The sequence below is a fragment of the Sinomicrobium sp. genome (assembly GCA_029266035.1).
Lineage (GTDB): Bacteria > Bacteroidota > Bacteroidia > Flavobacteriales > Flavobacteriaceae > Sinomicrobium.
In genome coordinates this window covers 60,094-78,916 of the sequence record JAJUFH010000006.1, presented here as the reverse complement: position 1 = coordinate 78,916, position 18,823 = coordinate 60,094, and the positions used below count along the sequence as shown (strand labels likewise).

Below are 18,823 nucleotides of genomic sequence, written 5' to 3'. Positions count from 1 at the left end.
GCTATATCTGTTTTCTCAAACGAGCTACGGGTATATCGAGCTGTTCTCTGTATTTGGCGATGGTTCTGCGCGCAATAGGATATCCTTTTTCCTTGAGCATTACAGCGAGTCTGTCGTCTGTTAAAGGGGATTTTTTGTCTTCTTCCTCAATGATGTTTTCGAGTATCTTTTTAATCTCCCGAGTGGAGACATCTTCTCCCTGTTCGTTTTTCATCGCTTCAGAGAAGAACTCTTTGATTAGCTTGGTGCCGTAGGGAGTGTCTACATACTTGCTATTAGCCACTCTCGACACCGTAGAGACATCCATGCCTATGCTGTCTGCAATATCCTTGAGAATCATTGGCTTTAGTTTTCTTTCGTCACCAGTCAAGAAGTATTCTTCCTGATAGTGCATAATAGCATTCATAGTTACAAAGAGGGTCTCCTGCCGCTGTTTTATGGCGTCGATAAACCATTTTGCGGCATCGAGTTTCTGTTTGATAAACTGTACAGCATCCTTTTGGGATTTAGACTTTTCTTTGGAGTCTTTATATCCTTGCAGCATATTGCTGTACTCCTTCGAAACGTGTAGTTGAGGCGCATTTCTACCGTTTAACGCCAATTCGAGTTCGCCGTCGACGATGCGGATGCTAAAATCGGGGACAATGTGCTCGATGATGCGGTTGCTGCCAGAGTACGAACTTCCGGGCTTGGGATTGAGTCGCTCTACTTCCTGTATAGCATCTCTCAATTCCTCTTCGCTTATGTGGTGTCGCTGAAGTAGCTTGTTGTAGTGCTTCTTAGTAAATTGCTCAAATGAGCGCTCGATAATATCTATGGCGAGCTGTACAGAGGGAGTAGTTTTTTTTCGCTTCAATTGTATTAACAGGCATTCTTTCAGCTCTCGTGCGCCTACTCCTGCCGGGTCGAGCTCTTGTACCAATCGCAAGACTTTTTCGACGGTCTCTTCGTCGGTGTAAATATTTTGAGTGAAAGCGAGATCGTCTGTGATGTCTTCTACAGATCGTCTTATATAACCGCTTTCGTCCACACTTCCCACCAGAAACTCGGCAATGTCTCGCTGATTGTCGTCTAAGCTGTATGTGCTGAGTTGGTTTAGAAGGTTTTGATGAAAGGTGGTCCCTGCGGCATAAGGCACGCTTTTCTCCTCGTCGTCGGCACTGTAATTGTTGGTTTGCAGTCTGTACTCCGGAATTTCGTCGTCGCTGAGATACTCGTCTACATTGATGTCTTCTGCCTCTATTTTTTCATTGCCTTCGTCGTAAAGATCGTCTTGAGCATCATACAGATCATCTTCATAAGAGGTTTCTTCCTCTTTACCGCTTTCCAAAGCTGGGTTCTCCTCAATTTCCTGTTTAAGCCGCTGTTCAAAAGCCTGAGTAGGCAATTGTATCAGCTTCATCAACTGGATTTGTTGAGGCGATAGCTTCTGAGATAATTTGAACTGTAGTTGTTGCTTCAGCATCTGTATTTTCGATTAAAAACAGGGTGTACTACAAAAATAGTCGAAAACTTTGAACCGGAGAAAGAATGTGAGTTAAAGGGATATTAAAAGGAGTATGTTTGCCCTTTAGCACTATGCTGCAAGATATTAGGGAAAAGACTCCCGACATCATGCGATGTCGGGAATTGTAGTAAAAATATCAGAATTCTGCATTCTGCGGAGTACGAGGAAAAGGGATAACGTCTCTTATATTGGTCATTCCGGTAGCAAAGAGAACGAGCCTCTCAAATCCGAGTCCGAAGCCGCTGTGTACCGCGGTGCCGTATTTTCTCAAATCGAGATACCACCAGAGCTCTTTTTCGTCTATCCCCATGGTTCGCACTTTTTCGAGCAGTACATCATAGCGTTCTTCCCGCTGTGATCCGCCTACAATCTCCCCGATTCCGGGGAAGAGAATATCCATGGCTCTCACTGTTTTGCCGTCGTCGTTAAGACGCATATAGAAAGCCTTAATCTTGGCGGGATAGTCAAACAGTATCACAGGGCACTTGAAATGCTTTTCTACTAGATAACGCTCGTGTTCGCTCTGCAGGTCTGCTCCCCATTCATCGATAGGGTATTGGAATTTTTTCTTTTTGTTGGGCTTGCTGTTTTTGAGGATATCTATGGCCTCTGTATAGCTCACTCGCATAAAATTATTGTCTACCACAAAACGGAGTTTTTCGGTAAGTGTCATTTCACTTCGCTCTGCCTGGGGTTTAGACTTCTCCTCGTCTAACAGTCGTTTTTCCAAAAATTCCAAATCGTCTGTACAGTGTTCCAGCACATAGCCCACCACGTATTTTATAAAATCTTCTGCCAGATCCATATTGCCGTCCAGATCCATAAAAGCCACTTCGGGTTCTATCATCCAGAATTCGGCCAAATGCCTAGAGGTATTGGAGTTTTCCGCTCTAAAAGTGGGACCGAAGGTATACACTTTTCCGAGCGACATCGCATAAGCCTCGGCCTCGAGTTGTCCGGAGACCGTAAGATTGGTTTCTTTTCCAAAAAAATCTTCCTTGTAATTTATACTACCGCTTTCATCCAACGGAGGTTTTTGGGCATCGAGAGTAGTAACTCGAAACATCTCACCCGCTCCTTCGGCATCACTTCCGGTAATGATTGGGGTATTTACATAGTTAAATCCATTGGAGTGAAAATACTGATGAACAGCAAAGGAGAGCGCTGAGCGAACCCTCATCACCGCCCCGAAAGTATTGGTTCGGGTGCGTAGGTGAGCCTTTTCTCGTAGAAACTCTAAGGAATGTTTTTTGGGCTGAATAGGATATTCGTCAGGGTGGGCGTCACCCAATATGTCGAGTTCAGCGACTTGTATTTCTACTTTCTGTCCTTTTCCTGAACTCTCTACCAAAGTTCCCTTGATGTGTAGGGCAGCTCCCGTAGTGATTCGTTTAAGGGTTTCTTCAGAGGTGTTTTCAAAATCTACTACACATTGGATGTTGTGAATGGTAGAACCGTCGTTCAGAGCGACAAAACGATTGCTCCTAAAAGTTCTTACCCATCCTTTTATGCTGATTTCCTGTAATAATAAATCTCCCTTAAGCAGGTCTTTTACGCAGTATGCCTTCATGTTTTTATGAGCTTGCAAATAAAATTATACACTTTTTCGATGCCGTTCTGATGCGGAGCTATGCGAGATAATGCAATCTAATACTAGGGGGCAAATATAGTTGTTTTTCAAAGAAAAAAGGAGTTACTCTGCCTCATCGTCTTCTGTTAGGACGTCGAAATTGGGTTTTTTCAGAATTTTTCGGTTGGCAATGCTTTTTTCCAGTGACAGCAGTAGAGAGGGGAGGAGGATAAGATTGGCCATCATTGCAAAAAACAAGGTGGTGGAAACGAGACCTCCCAAAGCTACGGTGCCTCCAAAGCTCGAAGTTGTAAATACAGAAAAACCGAAGAGCAAGACAATAGAGGTATAGAACATGCTTATTCCTGATTCTCGCAGCGCTGCATAGACCGATTTTCGTATTTTCCACCCGTTACTCACCAGTTCTTGCCGGTATTTGGCCAAGAAGTGTATTGTGTCGTCTACCGATATACCAAAAGCTATACTAAAAACGAGTATGGTAGAGGGTTTGATAGGAATGCCGAGGCATCCCATAACCCCAGCAGTGATGAGCTGAGGAAAGATATTGGGAACCAGTGATATCAGTATCATTCTGACAGACCGGAACATATAGGCCATAAATAGAGCAATTAGAAAAATAGCCAGGCCAAGAGAAGATATCAGGTTGTTTACCAGGTATTTAGTCCCTTTCATAAAGACTAGAGCCTTACCGGTGATAGTTACGTCGTATCGATCTTCGGGAAATAGTTTTTTAATTGAGGTTTGCACTCTGTCGAGAGCGTACTCCATATTGTCTGTCCCCATGTCTTTCATAAAAGTAGTGACTCGGGCTATTTGTCCGGTAGAGTCGACAAAACTGCTCAGCAGATTGGCGTTGCCTGCCGATTTTCGGGCATACGACATGATGAAGTGACTTTCCTGACTTGTGGGTAGCTGGTAATAATTCGGATTTCCGTTGTAATAAGCTTGTTTAGAATACTTTACCAAATTTACTATAGAAATGGGTTTTGAAAGTCCCTCTATATCTGTAATCACTTCGTCAAGTTCGTTTATTCCCCGCAGTGTGGCCGATCTCATCACTCCGTTTTTTCTCTTGGTGTCTATCATGATTTCCAAGGGCATAATGCCGTCAAACTCTTTTTCGAAAAAACGAATGTCCCTGAAAAATTCTGCGTTTTTAGGCATGTCTTCTATAAGACTACCCGATATCTTGATCTGGTATACCCCGATAATACCTAAAATCAATAATAAAATAGATGTAATGGCAATGGCGATTCGCCGATGTTTTACGGTGTATACAAGCCAGTTTACAAAACCTCCAACCCATCTTTTATTGAGGTGTTTTAGGTGGCGGTTTTTGGGAATGGGCATAAAGCTGTAAATAATCGGAATGATAAGTATGGAAAGGATAAAAATGGCCATAATATTGAGGGAGGCCACGATTCCAAATTCTTTTAACAGCGTACTTTCGGTAATGATAAAAGACGCAAAACCTATAGCTGTAGTGGCATTGGTCATCAAGGTGGCATTTCCAATCTTAGAGATTACCCTTTGAAGTGATTTTGCCTGATTGCCGTGTTTCTGTATTTCCTGCTGGTATTTGTTGATGAGAAATATACAGTTGGGTATACCTATCACAATGATAAGAGGTGGAATAAGGGCGGTGAGTACGGTGATTTCGTAATGTAACAAGCCCAAAGTTCCGAAGGCCCACATCACTCCGACGATAACCACAACCATGGAGATAAATGTGGCTCTCAAAGATCGGAAAAAGAAAAAGAAAATAAGGGAGGTAACACCCAAAGCTGCCAGAATAAAACCGCCTATTTCATCTATGATACTCTGTGCACTAAGGGTGCGGACATAAGGCATGCCGGAAGCGTGTACCTTTATTCCGGTATTTTTTTCAAACTTTTCTATAAGCGGTATGAGGTCGTTAAAAACAAAGTCTTTCCGTACCTCGGTGTTTACAATTTCCTTGTCGATATATACCGCGGAGCGTATGGTTTGAGTTTCCTTGTTAAAGAGCAGTCCCTCGTAGAAGGGGAGCTCGTTAAAAAGATGTTGTTTAAGGGAGTCTATAGCCTCAGTGGATTCAAGTGGATGCTTAATTACAGGAGCGAGTTCGAACTGTTGTTTTTCATCGTTCTTGACCAGTTCCTTCAAGTTTTCTGTCGACATGACGAGGTCTACTTCAGGAAAGGCGTTGAGCTGTTTGCTCAGTCGGTTCCACTGCTTGAAATTTTCTGGGGTAAAAATAGAAGAGTCTTTAACCGCCAGCACAATGAGGTTACCTTCTTCTCCAAAAGTTTCGAGAAACTCATTGTATTCCAGATTTACCGGATGGTGGTCGGGTAATAAGTTGGCTTCGGTATAGGTAAAACGCATATTTTGCCACTGCATGGCGAGAAAAACCGTAAACCCCGTAATTATGAGAAGTATCAATATCCTGTTGCGGAGAATCACTCTTGCAACCCGCTCCCAAAATCCTTTGCTAATCCAGGCGACCATTTTGTTTTTTTAACCGGGCAAAGGTAAGTAATTCAAGAATAACAGCCTAAAAACCGAGGCTCATGTAGTACGTGAATTTAAAGGAAATATTTTCGTCAAATCGCGGTAATTGATAGGCACCGTAACGGTACATTGCACTCAGACCAAAGCCTTTGAATATTTTGTTCAATTCAAAACCGCTTTCCAGATATCCCTTGTTGAACGATTGTACGTTTATGCCGATGTGTTTTTCACTGTGGGTGACACTCCCAAGGGCAAATCTGGATATGAGTACGAGTTCCGGTTTTATCGGACCGACGATTTTAAAACGATTGGTTTGATGTTTTAGTTGTAACATCAGGTATCTGTCTGAGTAAAATTCGTTGAAATACATGGTCTCCAAACTGTTGCGCCCGGCGACAGAAAACCGCTGAAGGATGGCCTCACCTCCGGGCTGATTGGGCGAGGCTTGGTACAGTTGGGTTATAGGCAAATCGCCATAAGCCAGTCCGCCTGTAGCGAGTAAACTAGTTTTAGATCTGTTGGGATGCTGATATTCATAAACTCCCCTGAAGTCGATTTTAGTAAAGTCGAAATCGCCTTCCAGTAAGTTGCTCATGGCGCGGGTCACCTGAACAGTAAAGTTTGGATATTCGTTTTTCATGGTCGCCTTACCGTGTCGGGTTTGCATATATCTGCTAAAGGGATTCCACTGTAGGGCAAGGGTAGCTTCGGTGAGTTTGAAGTGGTGATATGAGGCACCATTGTGCAGATAAAAATAGTTGTAGGCCGGTATAATATTGCTTTGACTCAGTCGTAACTTTGCTCCTATTTTTGCTGTGATATCGTGTTCCAGGAAGGCGCTCGACCTCCTAGTTTTGTGAAACATAGTGATGTTGAAAAGGCGGGGTTCAAAAAGGGAAAAACTTCGGGCTTCACTGATAAATTCGGTTCCGCCGGTTTCGACGAGGTCGTCCATATAAGATAGACCTATCCAGGTATTGCTTATCTTGGCCAAGCGTGCCGCAGCTTCTACACCGAATTTTATTTTCTTGTCTTTGGTTCCGTAAACCGCATAGGCCTTTAAGCGGTATTTGGAAGAGAAATCGGTATTAGTCACTGCGCCCATACCGACGCGAAAACCTTCATAACTGTTGTACTTGAGTAGATATCTGAGATCGAGATCTACGTATTTGAGTGGATAGTATCCCTTGATGAGTTTTCGGGCCAAATTGATCTTTCGCTCTGCATTGTTGGTACGTACCACACTGTCCAATACTTCGTAGGTTTGTTGTCCTCTTTGTGTAAGAGGGGTGCGACGGAATCCGTTCCAGTAATCTTCGGTCCTGAGGTGGGCATTGTCTTCTATCTCCATGGCAATGCCTTTACCTTTGATGGTCAATGGGATATTGAAGCGATAGTCAAAGTTTTCTTCCCTGCTTATAAAGTGAATGTTTCGCGAAATGTCTTGTCGAGTGGATATATTAGTAGAGTCTTCCTGCTTTTTGCCAAAGTCGGTAAAAGAGACTCCGAGTAGAGATATGCCTTCTTGGTTTTTACCCCTGATAATTTTGATCTGCCTCGATGCCGGAAACCACAAATCCTGTTCGGGAAAATAGTGAAACGTTTGTGAGGCATCGATATTGATAATGGCTTTGAGCTGAGCTATGCCTTTTTGCATAGCGTAAGACAGGGTGTCTATATAAAGTACTCCTTCTATGCCTGCAGTTTTTCTCTTTTCCTTGGGGTAATAGTGTATCATATAGGCTGGTCGGCCGGTCTCTTTGTCCACTACAGTGTCGAGAAGTTTGTAGTGATAGCTGGCAAATGCTCTGGGGGTTACAGGTCCCGGGTATTTGGTTCCGAGAATGGCGTAGTGATTGTCGTAAAAAGAAAAGGACTGCATTTGTATGGCGAGAATTTCGTAGAGAGGTTCCCGAAATCCGGCCATTTTTGTGGCCAGAACGGTTTCCCTTTTTCCCTTTTGGGTGTTGAAGCGATATTCTGAAACTTTTTCAGATAGGTACAGATGTGATCGCGACAGTTCCTTTTTGAGGAGGTAGTTAGTAGAGTCGGGCTTGACGAATATTTTTTTCCCTTTTTCTTCCTTGTAAATAGAATCTATACGTCCTGAGATAGAGTCGGGATTGGCAGTGACCAAAAGTCTGTTGTATGCCTTGAAGGAAAAACTTTCCAGTTTTTTTTCCGGCATATTGCGTTTTCGGTTTTTCAGGGTTTTTCGCATAATATCTATAGCTGGGTTTTCTCCGCCCCGAACAACTACCTCCTGGAGTCTTTGGGGAGATGGCGACAGCTGTATTGTATAGTAGTGTTCTTCACTAGATACCGAAATAGTCTCTTGAGAATAACCTATATACGAAATGGTGAGTGAGCCAATATTTTCTTCCGGATTTTCGATCTCAAATTTTCCTTCTGCATCGGTAATAGTCCCTTGTTCTGTGTCGGTAACAATATTTGAAAAGGGCAGGGGGGAGCCTGTGTCTCGATCGCGTACCACTCCCGAAATAACCTCTTGAGCAATGGCAGTCGTAGAAAGAGCGAGAAAAAACAGGAGCAGAAACTTTTTCATCTACGGGAGAAATTGTGTGTTTTTATGGGAAGATGTAAAAAATGCCCGAAATCCCGGGCATTTTAGTATGTAGTATTCGCTTGTTTCGAAACTCATTAAACAGTCATTATTTCCTTTTCTTTTACGACGAGCAAGGCATCCACTTTTTTGATATAGCTATCGGTGAGGTTTTGTATGTCGACCTCAGCGTTCTTTTTGATGTCATCGGAAGTGTCTTCTAGCTTTTTGACATCTTTGTTGGCTTCCTGCCGGGCTCCCCTGATGCTCACCTTGGCATCTTCGGATACAGCCTTGGCTTGTTTAACCAATTCCCTACGTCTTTCCTCGGTAAGAGGGGGGACATTAATGATGATATTTTCTCCATTGTTCATGGGGTTAAAACCGATATTGGCAACGATGATAGCTTTTTCAATAGTTTGTAGCATACTTTTTTCCCACGGCTGAACACTGATAGTACGGGCGTCGGGAGTATTGATATTGGCAATCTGAGCCAGGGGTGTTTGCGATCCGTAGTAGTCTACAAATATACTTCCCAACATAGAAGGGCTTGCTTTTCCAGCCCTGATATTGATGAATTCTTTTTCCAAGTGGCTTATGGCTCCATCCATGGCCTCTGTAGCACTGTCTAGTATAAAACTGATCTCTTCGTTCATGATAGTTCGTTTTATTAAGTTGTAGCGAGATAGTTAAAGATTTACCTTGGTTCCCACTTTTTCACCAGAAACAACTTTGTATAGATTACCTTTTTTGTTCATGTCAAAAACAATGATTGGCAGCTCGTTTTCTTGACTCAGGGTAAAAGCTGTGGTATCCATAACTTTTAATCCTTTTTTCAGAACATCGTCAAAAGTGATATAATCGAATTTAGTAGCATTTTCGTCTTTTTCAGGATCCGAAGTGTAGATCCCATCTACTCTGGTGCCCTTCAAGATAACATCAGCATCGATTTCGATGGCTCGGAGCACCGCGGCGGAGTCTGTTGTAAAGTAGGGATTACCTGTTCCTCCTCCAAAGATGACCACTCTACCTTTTTCTAGGTGTCTGATAGCTCTCCTGCGAATAAAAGGTTCGGCTACTTCGTTGATGTGAATCGCCGATTGCAGCCGGGTTTGTAAGCCGGTATCTTCGAGAGCACTTTGTAGTGCTAGACCGTTGATAACGGTGGCTAGCATTCCCATATGGTCGCCTTGAACGCGATCCATGCCGTTACTGGCTCCGGCGACTCCCCTAAATATATTGCCTCCTCCGATTACTATGGCAATTTGAACGCCTTTTTCCGCGATTTCTTTGATGTTGTCAGCGTATTCTGAGAGGCGCTGAGGGTCAATTCCATATTGTTTTTGTCCCATCAGGGCTTCCCCGCTGAGTTTGAGGAGAATTCTCTTGTACTGCATAGTTTTTCGGATGAGTTGTGTGCAAAGATAATGATTATCTCAAATTAGGAAAACGGAAATTTTAATCCGCATAATTTTTTGCGATTACTACTAAAAAAGCCACACCTTTGGGTGTGGCTTTTACTCTAGTAGGAATTTGTGTGTCCGGAATATTGTTTCTTATCCAAGAGCTACTCTTCTAAATCCTGTAACAGTGAGATTGCTGTTTACCGATTTCACATAATTGGCAACACTGGTCTTGCTGTCTTTGATGTAATCTTGATTTACCAAAGTGTTGTCTTTAAAGAAACGCTTCAGTTTTCCTTTGGCGATATTGTCGAGCATAGCTTCGGGTTTGCCTTCAGCTCTCAACTGATCTTTGGCAATCTCGATCTCCTTGTCGATTACAGATTGATCTACACCATTTTCGTCCAGCGCAATAGGATTCATTGCGGCAGCTTGCATGGCTACGTTTTTGGCAGCTTCTTCAGCACCGTCAACGCGCGCAGACAAGCTGACTATTGTAGCTATTTTGTTTCCGGCGTGAATATAAGCGCCTACAAAAGGAGCTTCGATAGCTTCAAAACCACCTATTTCTATTTTTTCTCCGATAACTCCGGTTTGCTCTGTGAGCTTCTCTTCTACGGTAATGCCGTTGAAGTCTGCTTTTAACAGCTCTTCTTTGCTAGGGTAGTTCAGCGCCAATTCAGCCAAATCGTTGGCCAATTTTATGAAAGATTCATTTTTGGCTACAAAATCAGTCTCGCAATTCAGTGAAACGATAACCCCTTGAGTGGCGTCACTGTTTATTTTAGCGATAACAGCTCCTTCGGTAGACTCTCTGTCTGCGCGGTTTGCTGCTACTTTTTGTCCTTTTTTGCGAAGTATTTCAATCGCTTTGTCAAAATCACCTTCGGCTTCTACCAAGGCCTTTTTGCAATCCATCATACCGGCACCGGTAGCCTGCCTTAATTTGTTAACTTCTGCGGCTGTGATATTTGCCATTTTTTCTTAGATTTTATTTTGAATACGGGGAGAAACTCCTCAAACAATACGGAATAAAAGTATTTCAATATCCGTTTGAGGAGATTACCCCAATATTAAATTAAAGTTTAATTTTCACTGTTGTTTTCCGCAGCTTCGGCTTTGACCTCTTCACTGTTATCTGCGGCAGTAGCTGTTTCCTCTGTATTGGCAGGAGCTTCGCTCTTTTCGTCTTTTTCAGATTTAGCATCCTTTTCAGCGCGTTCAGCTTTTCTTTCAGACAGCCCTTCAGCTACAGCGGCGGTAACATGTGTAAGTATACTCTCGATAGATTTGGAAGCGTCATCGTTTGAAGGAATGACATAATCTACGTCGCGTGGATCCGAATTGGTATCTACCATGGCGAAAATTGGAATGTTTAATTTTTGTGCCTCTTTTACGGCAATGTGTTCACGCATGGTATCTACAATAAACAGTGCCCCGGGAAGTCGGGTCATATCTGCTATCGAACCGAGTTGTTTTTCCAGCTTTGCTCTTAAACGATCAACTTGTAGACGTTCTTTTTTGGAAAGAGTGTTGAATGTACCGTCTTTTTTCATCCTGTCGATGGCTGCCATTTTTTTCACCGCCTTGCGAATGGTTACGAAGTTGGTCAGCATTCCGCCGGGCCATCTTTCGGTGATATAAGGCATGTTTACAGCCCCTGCTTTTTCAGCAACGATGTCTTTAGCCTGTTTTTTGGTAGCTACGAAAAGGATTTTCCTGCCCGAAGCGGCGATTTTTTTGAGGGCCTCGTTGGCTTCCTCTATTTTCGCCACTGTTTTGTACAGGTTGATAACGTGGATGCCGTTTCGCTCCATATAGATGTAAGGAGCCATATTTGGATTCCACTTTCTGGTGAGGTGTCCGAAGTGTACACCTGCATCTAATAATTCTTTAACTTCTATTTTGCTTGCCATTTTTTGTAATAGTTTACGTTCCGTTGAGTTAGCAATGTCGAAGTGGCTCTGCAGAGGCCTTCGCCATTTGGATGCTAAACTAATTTCCCTCTATCTCGGGACAACGACAACATGTTTTGTTTTAATACCTCAACCGGTACTACCGGATTTGAAGAGGATAAATTTCGGATTGTGCCAGTTTGTAGTAGGCCTGAATCCGGAAAAAATTAACGTTTGGAGAACTGGAATTTCTTACGGGCTTTTTTCTGACCGTATTTCTTGCGTTCTACCATTCGAGGATCACGAGTGAGTAAACCTTCGGGTTTCAGTGTTCCTCTGTTTTCAGTATCTACTTCGCAAAGTGCTCTGGAGATTGCGAGACGAACAGCCTCAGCTTGTCCATTGCTACCACCGCCGTAAACATTTACCTTGATATCGAATTGATCTGCGGTATCGGTAAGGTTCAACGGTTGTTTTACTTTGTACTGCAATGTGGCAGTAGGAAAATAAGTGTTGAGTTCTTTTTTGTTGACGGTAATGTTCCCGCTTCCTTGAGAAACATATACCCTTGCAACTGCAGTTTTTCTTCTGCCGATCTTGTGAATAACTTCCATTACTTCAGCTCGTTTAAGTTAATAACAGTGGGTTGTTGCGCCTCCTGTTTGTGCTCAGCTCCTGCGTAAACCTTGAGGTTGCGGAAAAGCTCTGCTCCCAGTCTGTTCTTGGGCAGCATACCTTTAACAGATTTCTCGATCAGGCGAGCAGGACCTTTAGCAAATAGCTCACGGGCGTTGAGTTCCCGTTGTCCACCAGGATATCCGGTGTGACGGATGTACTTTTTGGCCTCCCACTTGTTGCCGGTTAAATTGATTTTCTCTGCGTTGATAATTACCACATTATCTCCACAGTCCACATGAGGAGTGTAGTTGGGCTTGTGCTTCCCTCTGAGTAGCGTGGCCACTTTAGAAGCGAGACGTCCCAACGTCTGTCCTTCAGCATCGACAAGTAACCACTTTTTGTCAGCGGTCGCCTTGTTGGCTGAAATGGTTTTGTAGCTTAAGGTGTTCACATTAATTTTTTTAAATTAAACATTCCATTCCCAATAAACGGGGTGCAAATGTACAACTATATCTCGTAATTACAAATGCAGTCCCCTATTATTTTAAGACGGGTAATCGTTTGGTTTTCATCGAGCTAATCTCCTCTTTAATCAAAAGGGGTTATGTCAGGGGGTGATAGGGGGAAATTGAGGAGATTTGTGGCATATTATTTGTTAATTGCTGAATAGAAATCGCCGAAAATAACGTATTTTTAAGAACGAGAAAAACAATGTCTATGAATACCTATTTATACTGTGTACTAATCCTCTTTTGTATGCCATTAGCCGCCCAAGAATTTCCCTACGAAAAGAAGTGGAAGGAAATCGAAGAGAAAGAAATAGAAGGAGAACTCAAAAGTTTGCTGCCCGAGGTAGATGAAATATACCAAGCTGCCGGAAAAGACGGCAATGCTACTCAGAGGATACGGGCTTTGTTGTACCAGAGTAAAATAGCCGTAATTACCGACGATAGTGATGAGGTGCAGCTACAGATAATTCGCAATTTTGAATCGGAAATCAGCACAGCTTCTGGAGTAGAAAAAAACGTGCTCTCGTCTATGTTGGCAGAAACCCTGAGCTCCTATTACCGCAGGAATAGATGGGCCATAAACAAGCGTACCGAGATGAAAGAGGCTTCGACCGAAGATTTCCGGTTTTGGAGCGAGGGTGTTTTTAAAGACAGAATTACTGCTCTTTATCTCAGCTCCCTTGAAAATGTAGAGACACTTCGGCTGCAAAGGGTAACCGAGTGGGATAAGATGCTAGTCTGGCAGGGTGTAAAGAGGGGAGAGAAGAAGGAAGATAAGAAACAAGAGAGCGAAGCATATATTAAATTGGGGAGAGAGCTCCGCCCCACTATGTACGATCTTATCGCTCATAGAGCAATCGATTTTCTTCTCGATCAACCATCCATTTTTTCCAATACTTTTAAAAGGGATACAGATATTGAATACTATAGAGGAAAAGCATTAAACCTGCTTTTAGAACTGGAAGAATTTCACCGGGAAAAGGGGAATACAAATGCCCAGCTCTACAATGCTCTTAAGGCGATTAATCTCTGTGAGGGAGAATACAGCAATGAACAGTATGTAGACAAATTAGAAACACTTTCCCGCATTGCTCCCGACAGCTGGTATAGTGGGGAGGTGTTGTTGGAACTCGCTCAATTTTACCAGAAACAGGCGAATGAGGAGGAGGCTCAAAATTTTGAAGCGAGAAAAGAGTGGTGTGAAAAGGCGCTGTCGCTTGTCAATCGTATAACAAGCGACTACGAAGGGACGCCTTCGGTAAATGAGGCTCTAAGGTTAGAACAACAGATAAAAGAAAAGAAGTTTGAGATACGATTGGAATCTTATATCCCGAGTAAACAGGCAAACCCTATGTCGGTGATGCATAAAAACCTCGACAAGATTTATTTTAAAGTATTGCAATTCCACCCGGATCTTGAAAATTATTTTGAAGATCCGTTGCGCGAGATTCGCTATGCCAAGAATAAAGACAAACAGGAATTGCTGGAAGCTTTAATGCGAAAATATCCTCTCAAGAAAGAATTTATGCTCAACCTGAAAACCTTCGACGATTACCAAGAACACACAACAACAGCGGCCTTAGAGAACTTGCCCGAGGGAAGATATATTATTCTGGCGAGCAATGAGGCAGATTTTGATTTAAAAAATGAAGGTGCAATACTGCAATCAGATCAACTCAATGTCACTGATTATGCGATGGTGGGAAATGGTAGCGAATTGATGATTACCGAAAGACAGAGCGGGCATCCGCAATCGAGAATAACTGTAGAGGTATTTAAAAGGGACGACAAAGGATTAGATTTGGTAAAAACACTTACTACCGATGATTTTGGTCGAGTAGAGATTCCTTTTTTAGCTAAGGGGAGCTATAGCAGTTACTATCGTATTAAAGGAGAAGAAGTATTTTACAATCAGTATAGCTATCGCAATAGCAGGCAAGAGAAAGAGACTTCCTATACTACTAAGTTTTTTACAGATCGAGCGATATACCGACCGGGGCAAACGGTGTATTTTAAGGCAATACACTACAAGGAGAATCCGGATGGAAAAATGGAAGTCGTTTCAGATGAGAAACTGAATATTGAGTTGGTAGATCCTAACAGCCGTACTGTGACTGAGCAGAAGCTGACTACTAATTCCTTTGGTTCTGTATCCGGAGAGTTTGTACTTCCTTCGGGAGGGCTTACCGGGATGTATAGGTTGAATAGTGATGAAGGAGGTGTATTCATTAATGTAGAAGAATACAAGCGCCCCCGTTTTGAAGTGGTATTCGACACGGTAAAAGAGAACTTCCGCCTCGAAGAGGAAGTCAAGGCAACTGCGCAAGCACTGGCGTACTCGGGTGCGAATATAGACGGTGCAAAGGTGGTGTACAGGGTGTATCGCCAGGCGATATATCCATATATTCCCTGGTGGAGACAGAGCGTAATTCGCCCAGAACCGAGAGAGGAGATTACACATGGAGAAACGACTACAGATACCGAAGGGCGTTTTGAGATTCCCTTTGAGGCGATAACTCCGGTTTCTAAGGAGAAGGCAAAAAATCCGCGTACTTATAGCTATACCGTAGAAGCGGATGTTACAGATGTCAACGGAGAGACTCGATCCGGAAGTCAGAACATTGCGGTAGGAGACCTCAGATATACTCTTCATCTGGATATGCCGTCGAAGATGGCTTGGGAAGATTTGGAAAAGATAGGACTGCACACCCAAAATCTCAACGGACAGTTTGTGCCGGCAAAAGGAGAGCTGAGCCTGACCAAGATAGTTCCTCCGGAACGGGTATTGCGGGAAGTTCAGCTACCGGAAGGGGATTACGAATTGTACAGTAAAGATGAATTCGTACGCCTGTTTCCAAACGATCCCTATGGAGACGAAAACAAAAAAGAAAACTGGAAAGAGGAAAGGCCGGTGATTTCGACTAATTTCGATACCGGGAAGAGTAAGGAGATTGCGGTAAAACCCGGAAAAGAGTGGGAAGAAGGTCATTACCTGTTGCGAGGGTATATTCGAGACGGAAAAGACAGCATTCCTACAGAACAGTTAGTATACTTGTATAAGAGGGATAAAAAACAGCCTGTAGACAATGAGTTGCTGTCTGTGACAGTCGACAAGGATAGCTATAGTCCGGGAGAAGAAGCCCGGCTGACTTTCGCCAGTGCTGCTCATGATGTTGTGATGGTGGTAGAATTGGAGAGCGATGGAGAGATCGTAAAACGGGAAATACTCAAGATAAACAGGGGGACAAAAACCTTCTCCTTTCCTGTAGAGGAAGATTACAGAGGCAATGTCTTTGTACATTATTACTTCGGAAAATTCAATACCGCCCAGCAAGGAGTGGAGACCATCGTCGTTCCTTTAGAAGAAAATACTTTGGAAATCACTGCCGGTACCATGCGCGACAAGTTACAACCGGGAGATGAAGAGCATTGGGAACTTACGGTAAGCGGGAAAGGGACAGATGCTTTCCTCGCCAAACTGACCACAAAGGGAACTGAGATGCTCGCCACTATGTACGATGCTTCTCTCGATCAGTTTAAGCCACATGATATACAATGGAGTCCCGGCAAAAGTATGTTGAAGGAATACAGCAGGAGAAGGTGGAATACCTCTGCCGCATATGGATCTAGCTATTTTAATCAATTGTTGCGCAATTTTACTAAGGTGCCACATAGTAAACCTTGGTTTGAAAACATTGATTGGTATGGTTTTGATATCAATTATAAGAAAGGAATAACTGTAATGATAAGAGGAACTGGTTCGATTAGTTCGGGAACACCTAAAAAACAAACACAAATTCAGGGTTATGCTTCAATATCTGAATCGACCGTGATGGATGATGTGCCATTTGAAATGTCAAGTGCCCCCCCTTCTCCGCCATCGCCTGGTGATACTGAAGCGGATTTGTCTTCTGTTCAGCCGCGGCGAGCCCTACAGGAAACTGCATTTTTCTTTCCTCATCTCAAAACGGATAAGGAAGGAAATGTAAAGGTAAGTTTTACTACTCCCGAAAGCCTTACGGAGTGGAAGTTTATGGCTTTGGCGCATACACCAGAACTGCAAACGGCCAATTACGAGGCCAGTGTGCGCACTCAAAAGGAATTGATGATCGTGCCCAATCCACCTCGATTTTTAAGGGAAGGGGATGTCATTGATTTTCAAGCTAAGGTGACCAATTTGTCCGGGGAGTCATTGTCCGGAACAGCTCAATTGCAATTGTTTGACGCTTTTAGTATGCAGCCGGTTGATGCCGATTTCGGCAATGACAACAACAACCGCGAATTTGCCGCCGGGGAAGGACAAAGCGCCAATGTGGGGTGGACTTTAAAAGTTCCGAAAGGACAGCAGGCTATTGTGTATAGAGTGGTGGCCAAAGCGGGAAACTATTCCGACGGGGAAGAATCGGCATTGCCGGTGTTGACCAATAGAATGCTGGTCACCGAAACACTGCCCTTACACATAAGAGAAGGACAGCAAAAGCGATTTGAATTGGATAAACTATTGCACACACAATCTGCAACACGGGACAATTTCAGGCTCACCTTCGAAATGACGACCAATCCGGTATGGTATGCTGTGTTTTCGCTGCCGTATCTAAGAGAGTTTCCTTACGATTGTTCTGAGCAGGTGTTTTCTCGATTGTACGGCAATGTTATCTCTCAACAACTGGTGAACTCCAATCCTAAAATAAAGGCGGTTTTTGACGATTGGAATAGCAAGGGACAGTTACAGTCCAAACTTGAGCTCAATGAAGAGCTGAAATCCCTACTGCTTGAAGAAACCCCTTGGGTACGTCAGGCAGCCAGTGAAAGCGAACAGATGAAGCGAATCGCAGTGCTCTTCGACTTGAACAATATGCGTAATGAGCTGCAGTCTACTTTCCGAAAATTGCAGAGCAAGCAATTGTCGTCCGGAGCCTTCCCCTGGTTTGACGGAGGTGCTCCTAACCGCTATATTACCACTCATATTGTTTCCGGTTTTGGTCATTTGCAGGCCATGGGTGTGGAGTTTGATAAGGATTTCGAGATTAGCCCAGAAAATATTATACAAAATGGAATAAGATATATCGATGGGGAGATGAAAGCTGAATGGGATCGCTATCAGAAAAATGAGGAGCATACTCCTTCTTTATACAGTGGGGTGTACTGGATGTATGCGCGAAGTTATTTCCTGGAAGATTATCCTCTGAGCGATACAGGAAAAGCTATGGCCGACTATTTTCTGAAGCAGTTTGAAAAAGAACAATTTGGCAAATCTCGATATTACCAGGCTATGTTATCGCTGGTATACCACCGTTTTGGAAAAGATACTCAGGCGAGAAAATTGCTGCGGTCGGCAAAAGAGCAGTCGGTGGTGAGCGACGAGATGGGAATGTACTGGAAAGACAACCTTCCGGGTTGGTATTGGCAAAATGCCCCCATAGAAACTCAGGCATTGCTGATAGAGGCTTTCGACGAGGTGTTGAACGATACCGAGAGTGTGGAATTGATGAAGGTGTGGTTGCTGAAAAACAGACAGACCAATCGCTGGGCGTCTACCAAAGCGACTACCGAAGCGGTTTATGCACTGATGAGTACCGGTAAAGATTGGGTGAATACGGAAGGAGGATTGGCTGTAAGCCTTGGTGAGAATAAGCTGGATATTGAGAAAATGGAAGAAACACAGCGAGGTAGTGGTTATGTAAAAACAAGCTGGCAAGGAGAGGAGATTAAGTCGGAAATGGGTGAGGTGAATATAGAAAAAACCTCACCAGGTGTGGTTTGGGGAGCGCTGTACTGGCAGTATTTTGAGGACTTGGATAAGATCACTTCTGCCGAGACCGGCCTGCGTTTTAAAAAGGAACTCTTCCTGAAAAAAATGACGGATAAAGGTCCGGAATTACAACCCATCACCGAAAAAACACCTATAAGAGTAGGAGATTTGGTGACTGTTCGCCTCGAGATAAAGAACGATCGAGATCTGGAGTTCGTACATATTAAAGATATGCGCGCCAGTGGCTTTGAGCCGGTTAATGTGTTGTCGGGATATCGTTGGCAGGGCAATCTGGGGTATTACGAAAGCACTCGCGATGCCGCTACCAACTTTTTTGCCGACCGTATGCAGAAGGGAGTTTATGTTTTTGAATACGATCTCAGAGCAAATAACAGTGGTGATTTTTCCAACGGAATCACTTCCCTACAGTGTATGTACGCTCCTGAGATGAGCGCACATTCCGAAGGGATAAGGGTCAATATAAAATAAGAA

11 protein-coding genes are annotated in these 18,823 nt (G+C 43.5%); 1 reads left to right on the top strand and 10 read right to left on the bottom strand.

What is annotated here, in order from left to right; genetic code table 11:
• Position 1: 1 nt before the first annotated feature.
• From rpoN to rplM, 10 genes are all read right to left on the bottom strand, one after another.
• On the bottom strand, positions 2-1,465 hold the full coding sequence (rpoN, locus tag ACYZZR_RS05195) for an RNA polymerase factor sigma-54 (protein ID WP_461532941.1): 1,464 nt from the start codon (positions 1,463-1,465) through the stop codon (positions 2-4).
• Between the two features lie 178 nt (positions 1,466-1,643).
• Complete coding sequence (gene asnS / locus ACYZZR_RS05190; protein WP_461532940.1) at positions 1,644-3,077, bottom strand: asparagine--tRNA ligase; 1,434 nt, start codon at positions 3,075-3,077, stop codon at positions 1,644-1,646.
• Positions 3,078-3,200: 123 nt separating this feature from the next.
• Entirely contained in the window at positions 3,201-5,588 is a 2,388-nt protein-coding gene (locus ACYZZR_RS05185) for an efflux RND transporter permease subunit (RefSeq protein WP_461532939.1), read from the bottom strand.
• A gap of 46 nt (positions 5,589-5,634) precedes the next feature.
• Positions 5,635-8,157, bottom strand: coding sequence for a DUF5686 and carboxypeptidase-like regulatory domain-containing protein (locus tag ACYZZR_RS05180; RefSeq protein ID WP_461532938.1), 2,523 nt, complete (start codon positions 8,155-8,157; stop codon positions 5,635-5,637).
• A 95-nt stretch (positions 8,158-8,252) separates the two neighbouring features.
• Positions 8,253-8,810 carry a ribosome recycling factor gene (frr, locus tag ACYZZR_RS05175; protein ID WP_461532937.1) on the bottom strand — a complete coding sequence of 186 codons (558 nt, stop codon included), beginning with the start codon at positions 8,808-8,810 and terminating at the stop codon, positions 8,253-8,255.
• 33 nt (positions 8,811-8,843) lie between these two features.
• The gene (pyrH, locus tag ACYZZR_RS05170) at positions 8,844-9,551 is read right to left on the bottom strand and encodes a UMP kinase (RefSeq protein ID WP_461532936.1); all 708 of its coding nucleotides are present in this window, start codon (positions 9,549-9,551) and stop codon (positions 8,844-8,846) included.
• Positions 9,552-9,710: 159 nt separating this feature from the next.
• Complete coding sequence (tsf, locus tag ACYZZR_RS05165; protein ID WP_461532935.1) at positions 9,711-10,535, bottom strand: translation elongation factor Ts; 825 nt, start codon at positions 10,533-10,535, stop codon at positions 9,711-9,713.
• A gap of 107 nt (positions 10,536-10,642) precedes the next feature.
• On the bottom strand, positions 10,643-11,473 hold the full coding sequence (gene rpsB / locus ACYZZR_RS05160) for a 30S ribosomal protein S2 (protein ID WP_461532934.1): 831 nt from the start codon (positions 11,471-11,473) through the stop codon (positions 10,643-10,645).
• A gap of 206 nt (positions 11,474-11,679) precedes the next feature.
• On the bottom strand, positions 11,680-12,066 hold the full coding sequence (gene rpsI / locus ACYZZR_RS05155; protein ID WP_461532933.1) for a 30S ribosomal protein S9: 387 nt from the start codon (positions 12,064-12,066) through the stop codon (positions 11,680-11,682).
• The gene (gene rplM, locus ACYZZR_RS05150; RefSeq protein WP_461532932.1) at positions 12,066-12,521 is read right to left on the bottom strand and encodes a 50S ribosomal protein L13; all 456 of its coding nucleotides are present in this window, start codon (positions 12,519-12,521) and stop codon (positions 12,066-12,068) included. The genes rpsI and rplM overlap by 1 nt, the downstream gene beginning before the upstream one ends.
• A gap of 266 nt (positions 12,522-12,787) precedes the next feature.
• Here rplM and ACYZZR_RS05145 point away from each other — a divergent pair, with 266 nt between their 5' ends.
• Complete coding sequence (locus ACYZZR_RS05145) at positions 12,788-18,820, top strand: alpha-2-macroglobulin family protein (protein ID WP_461532931.1); 6,033 nt, start codon at positions 12,788-12,790, stop codon at positions 18,818-18,820.
• Positions 18,821-18,823: the final 3 nt, after the last annotated feature.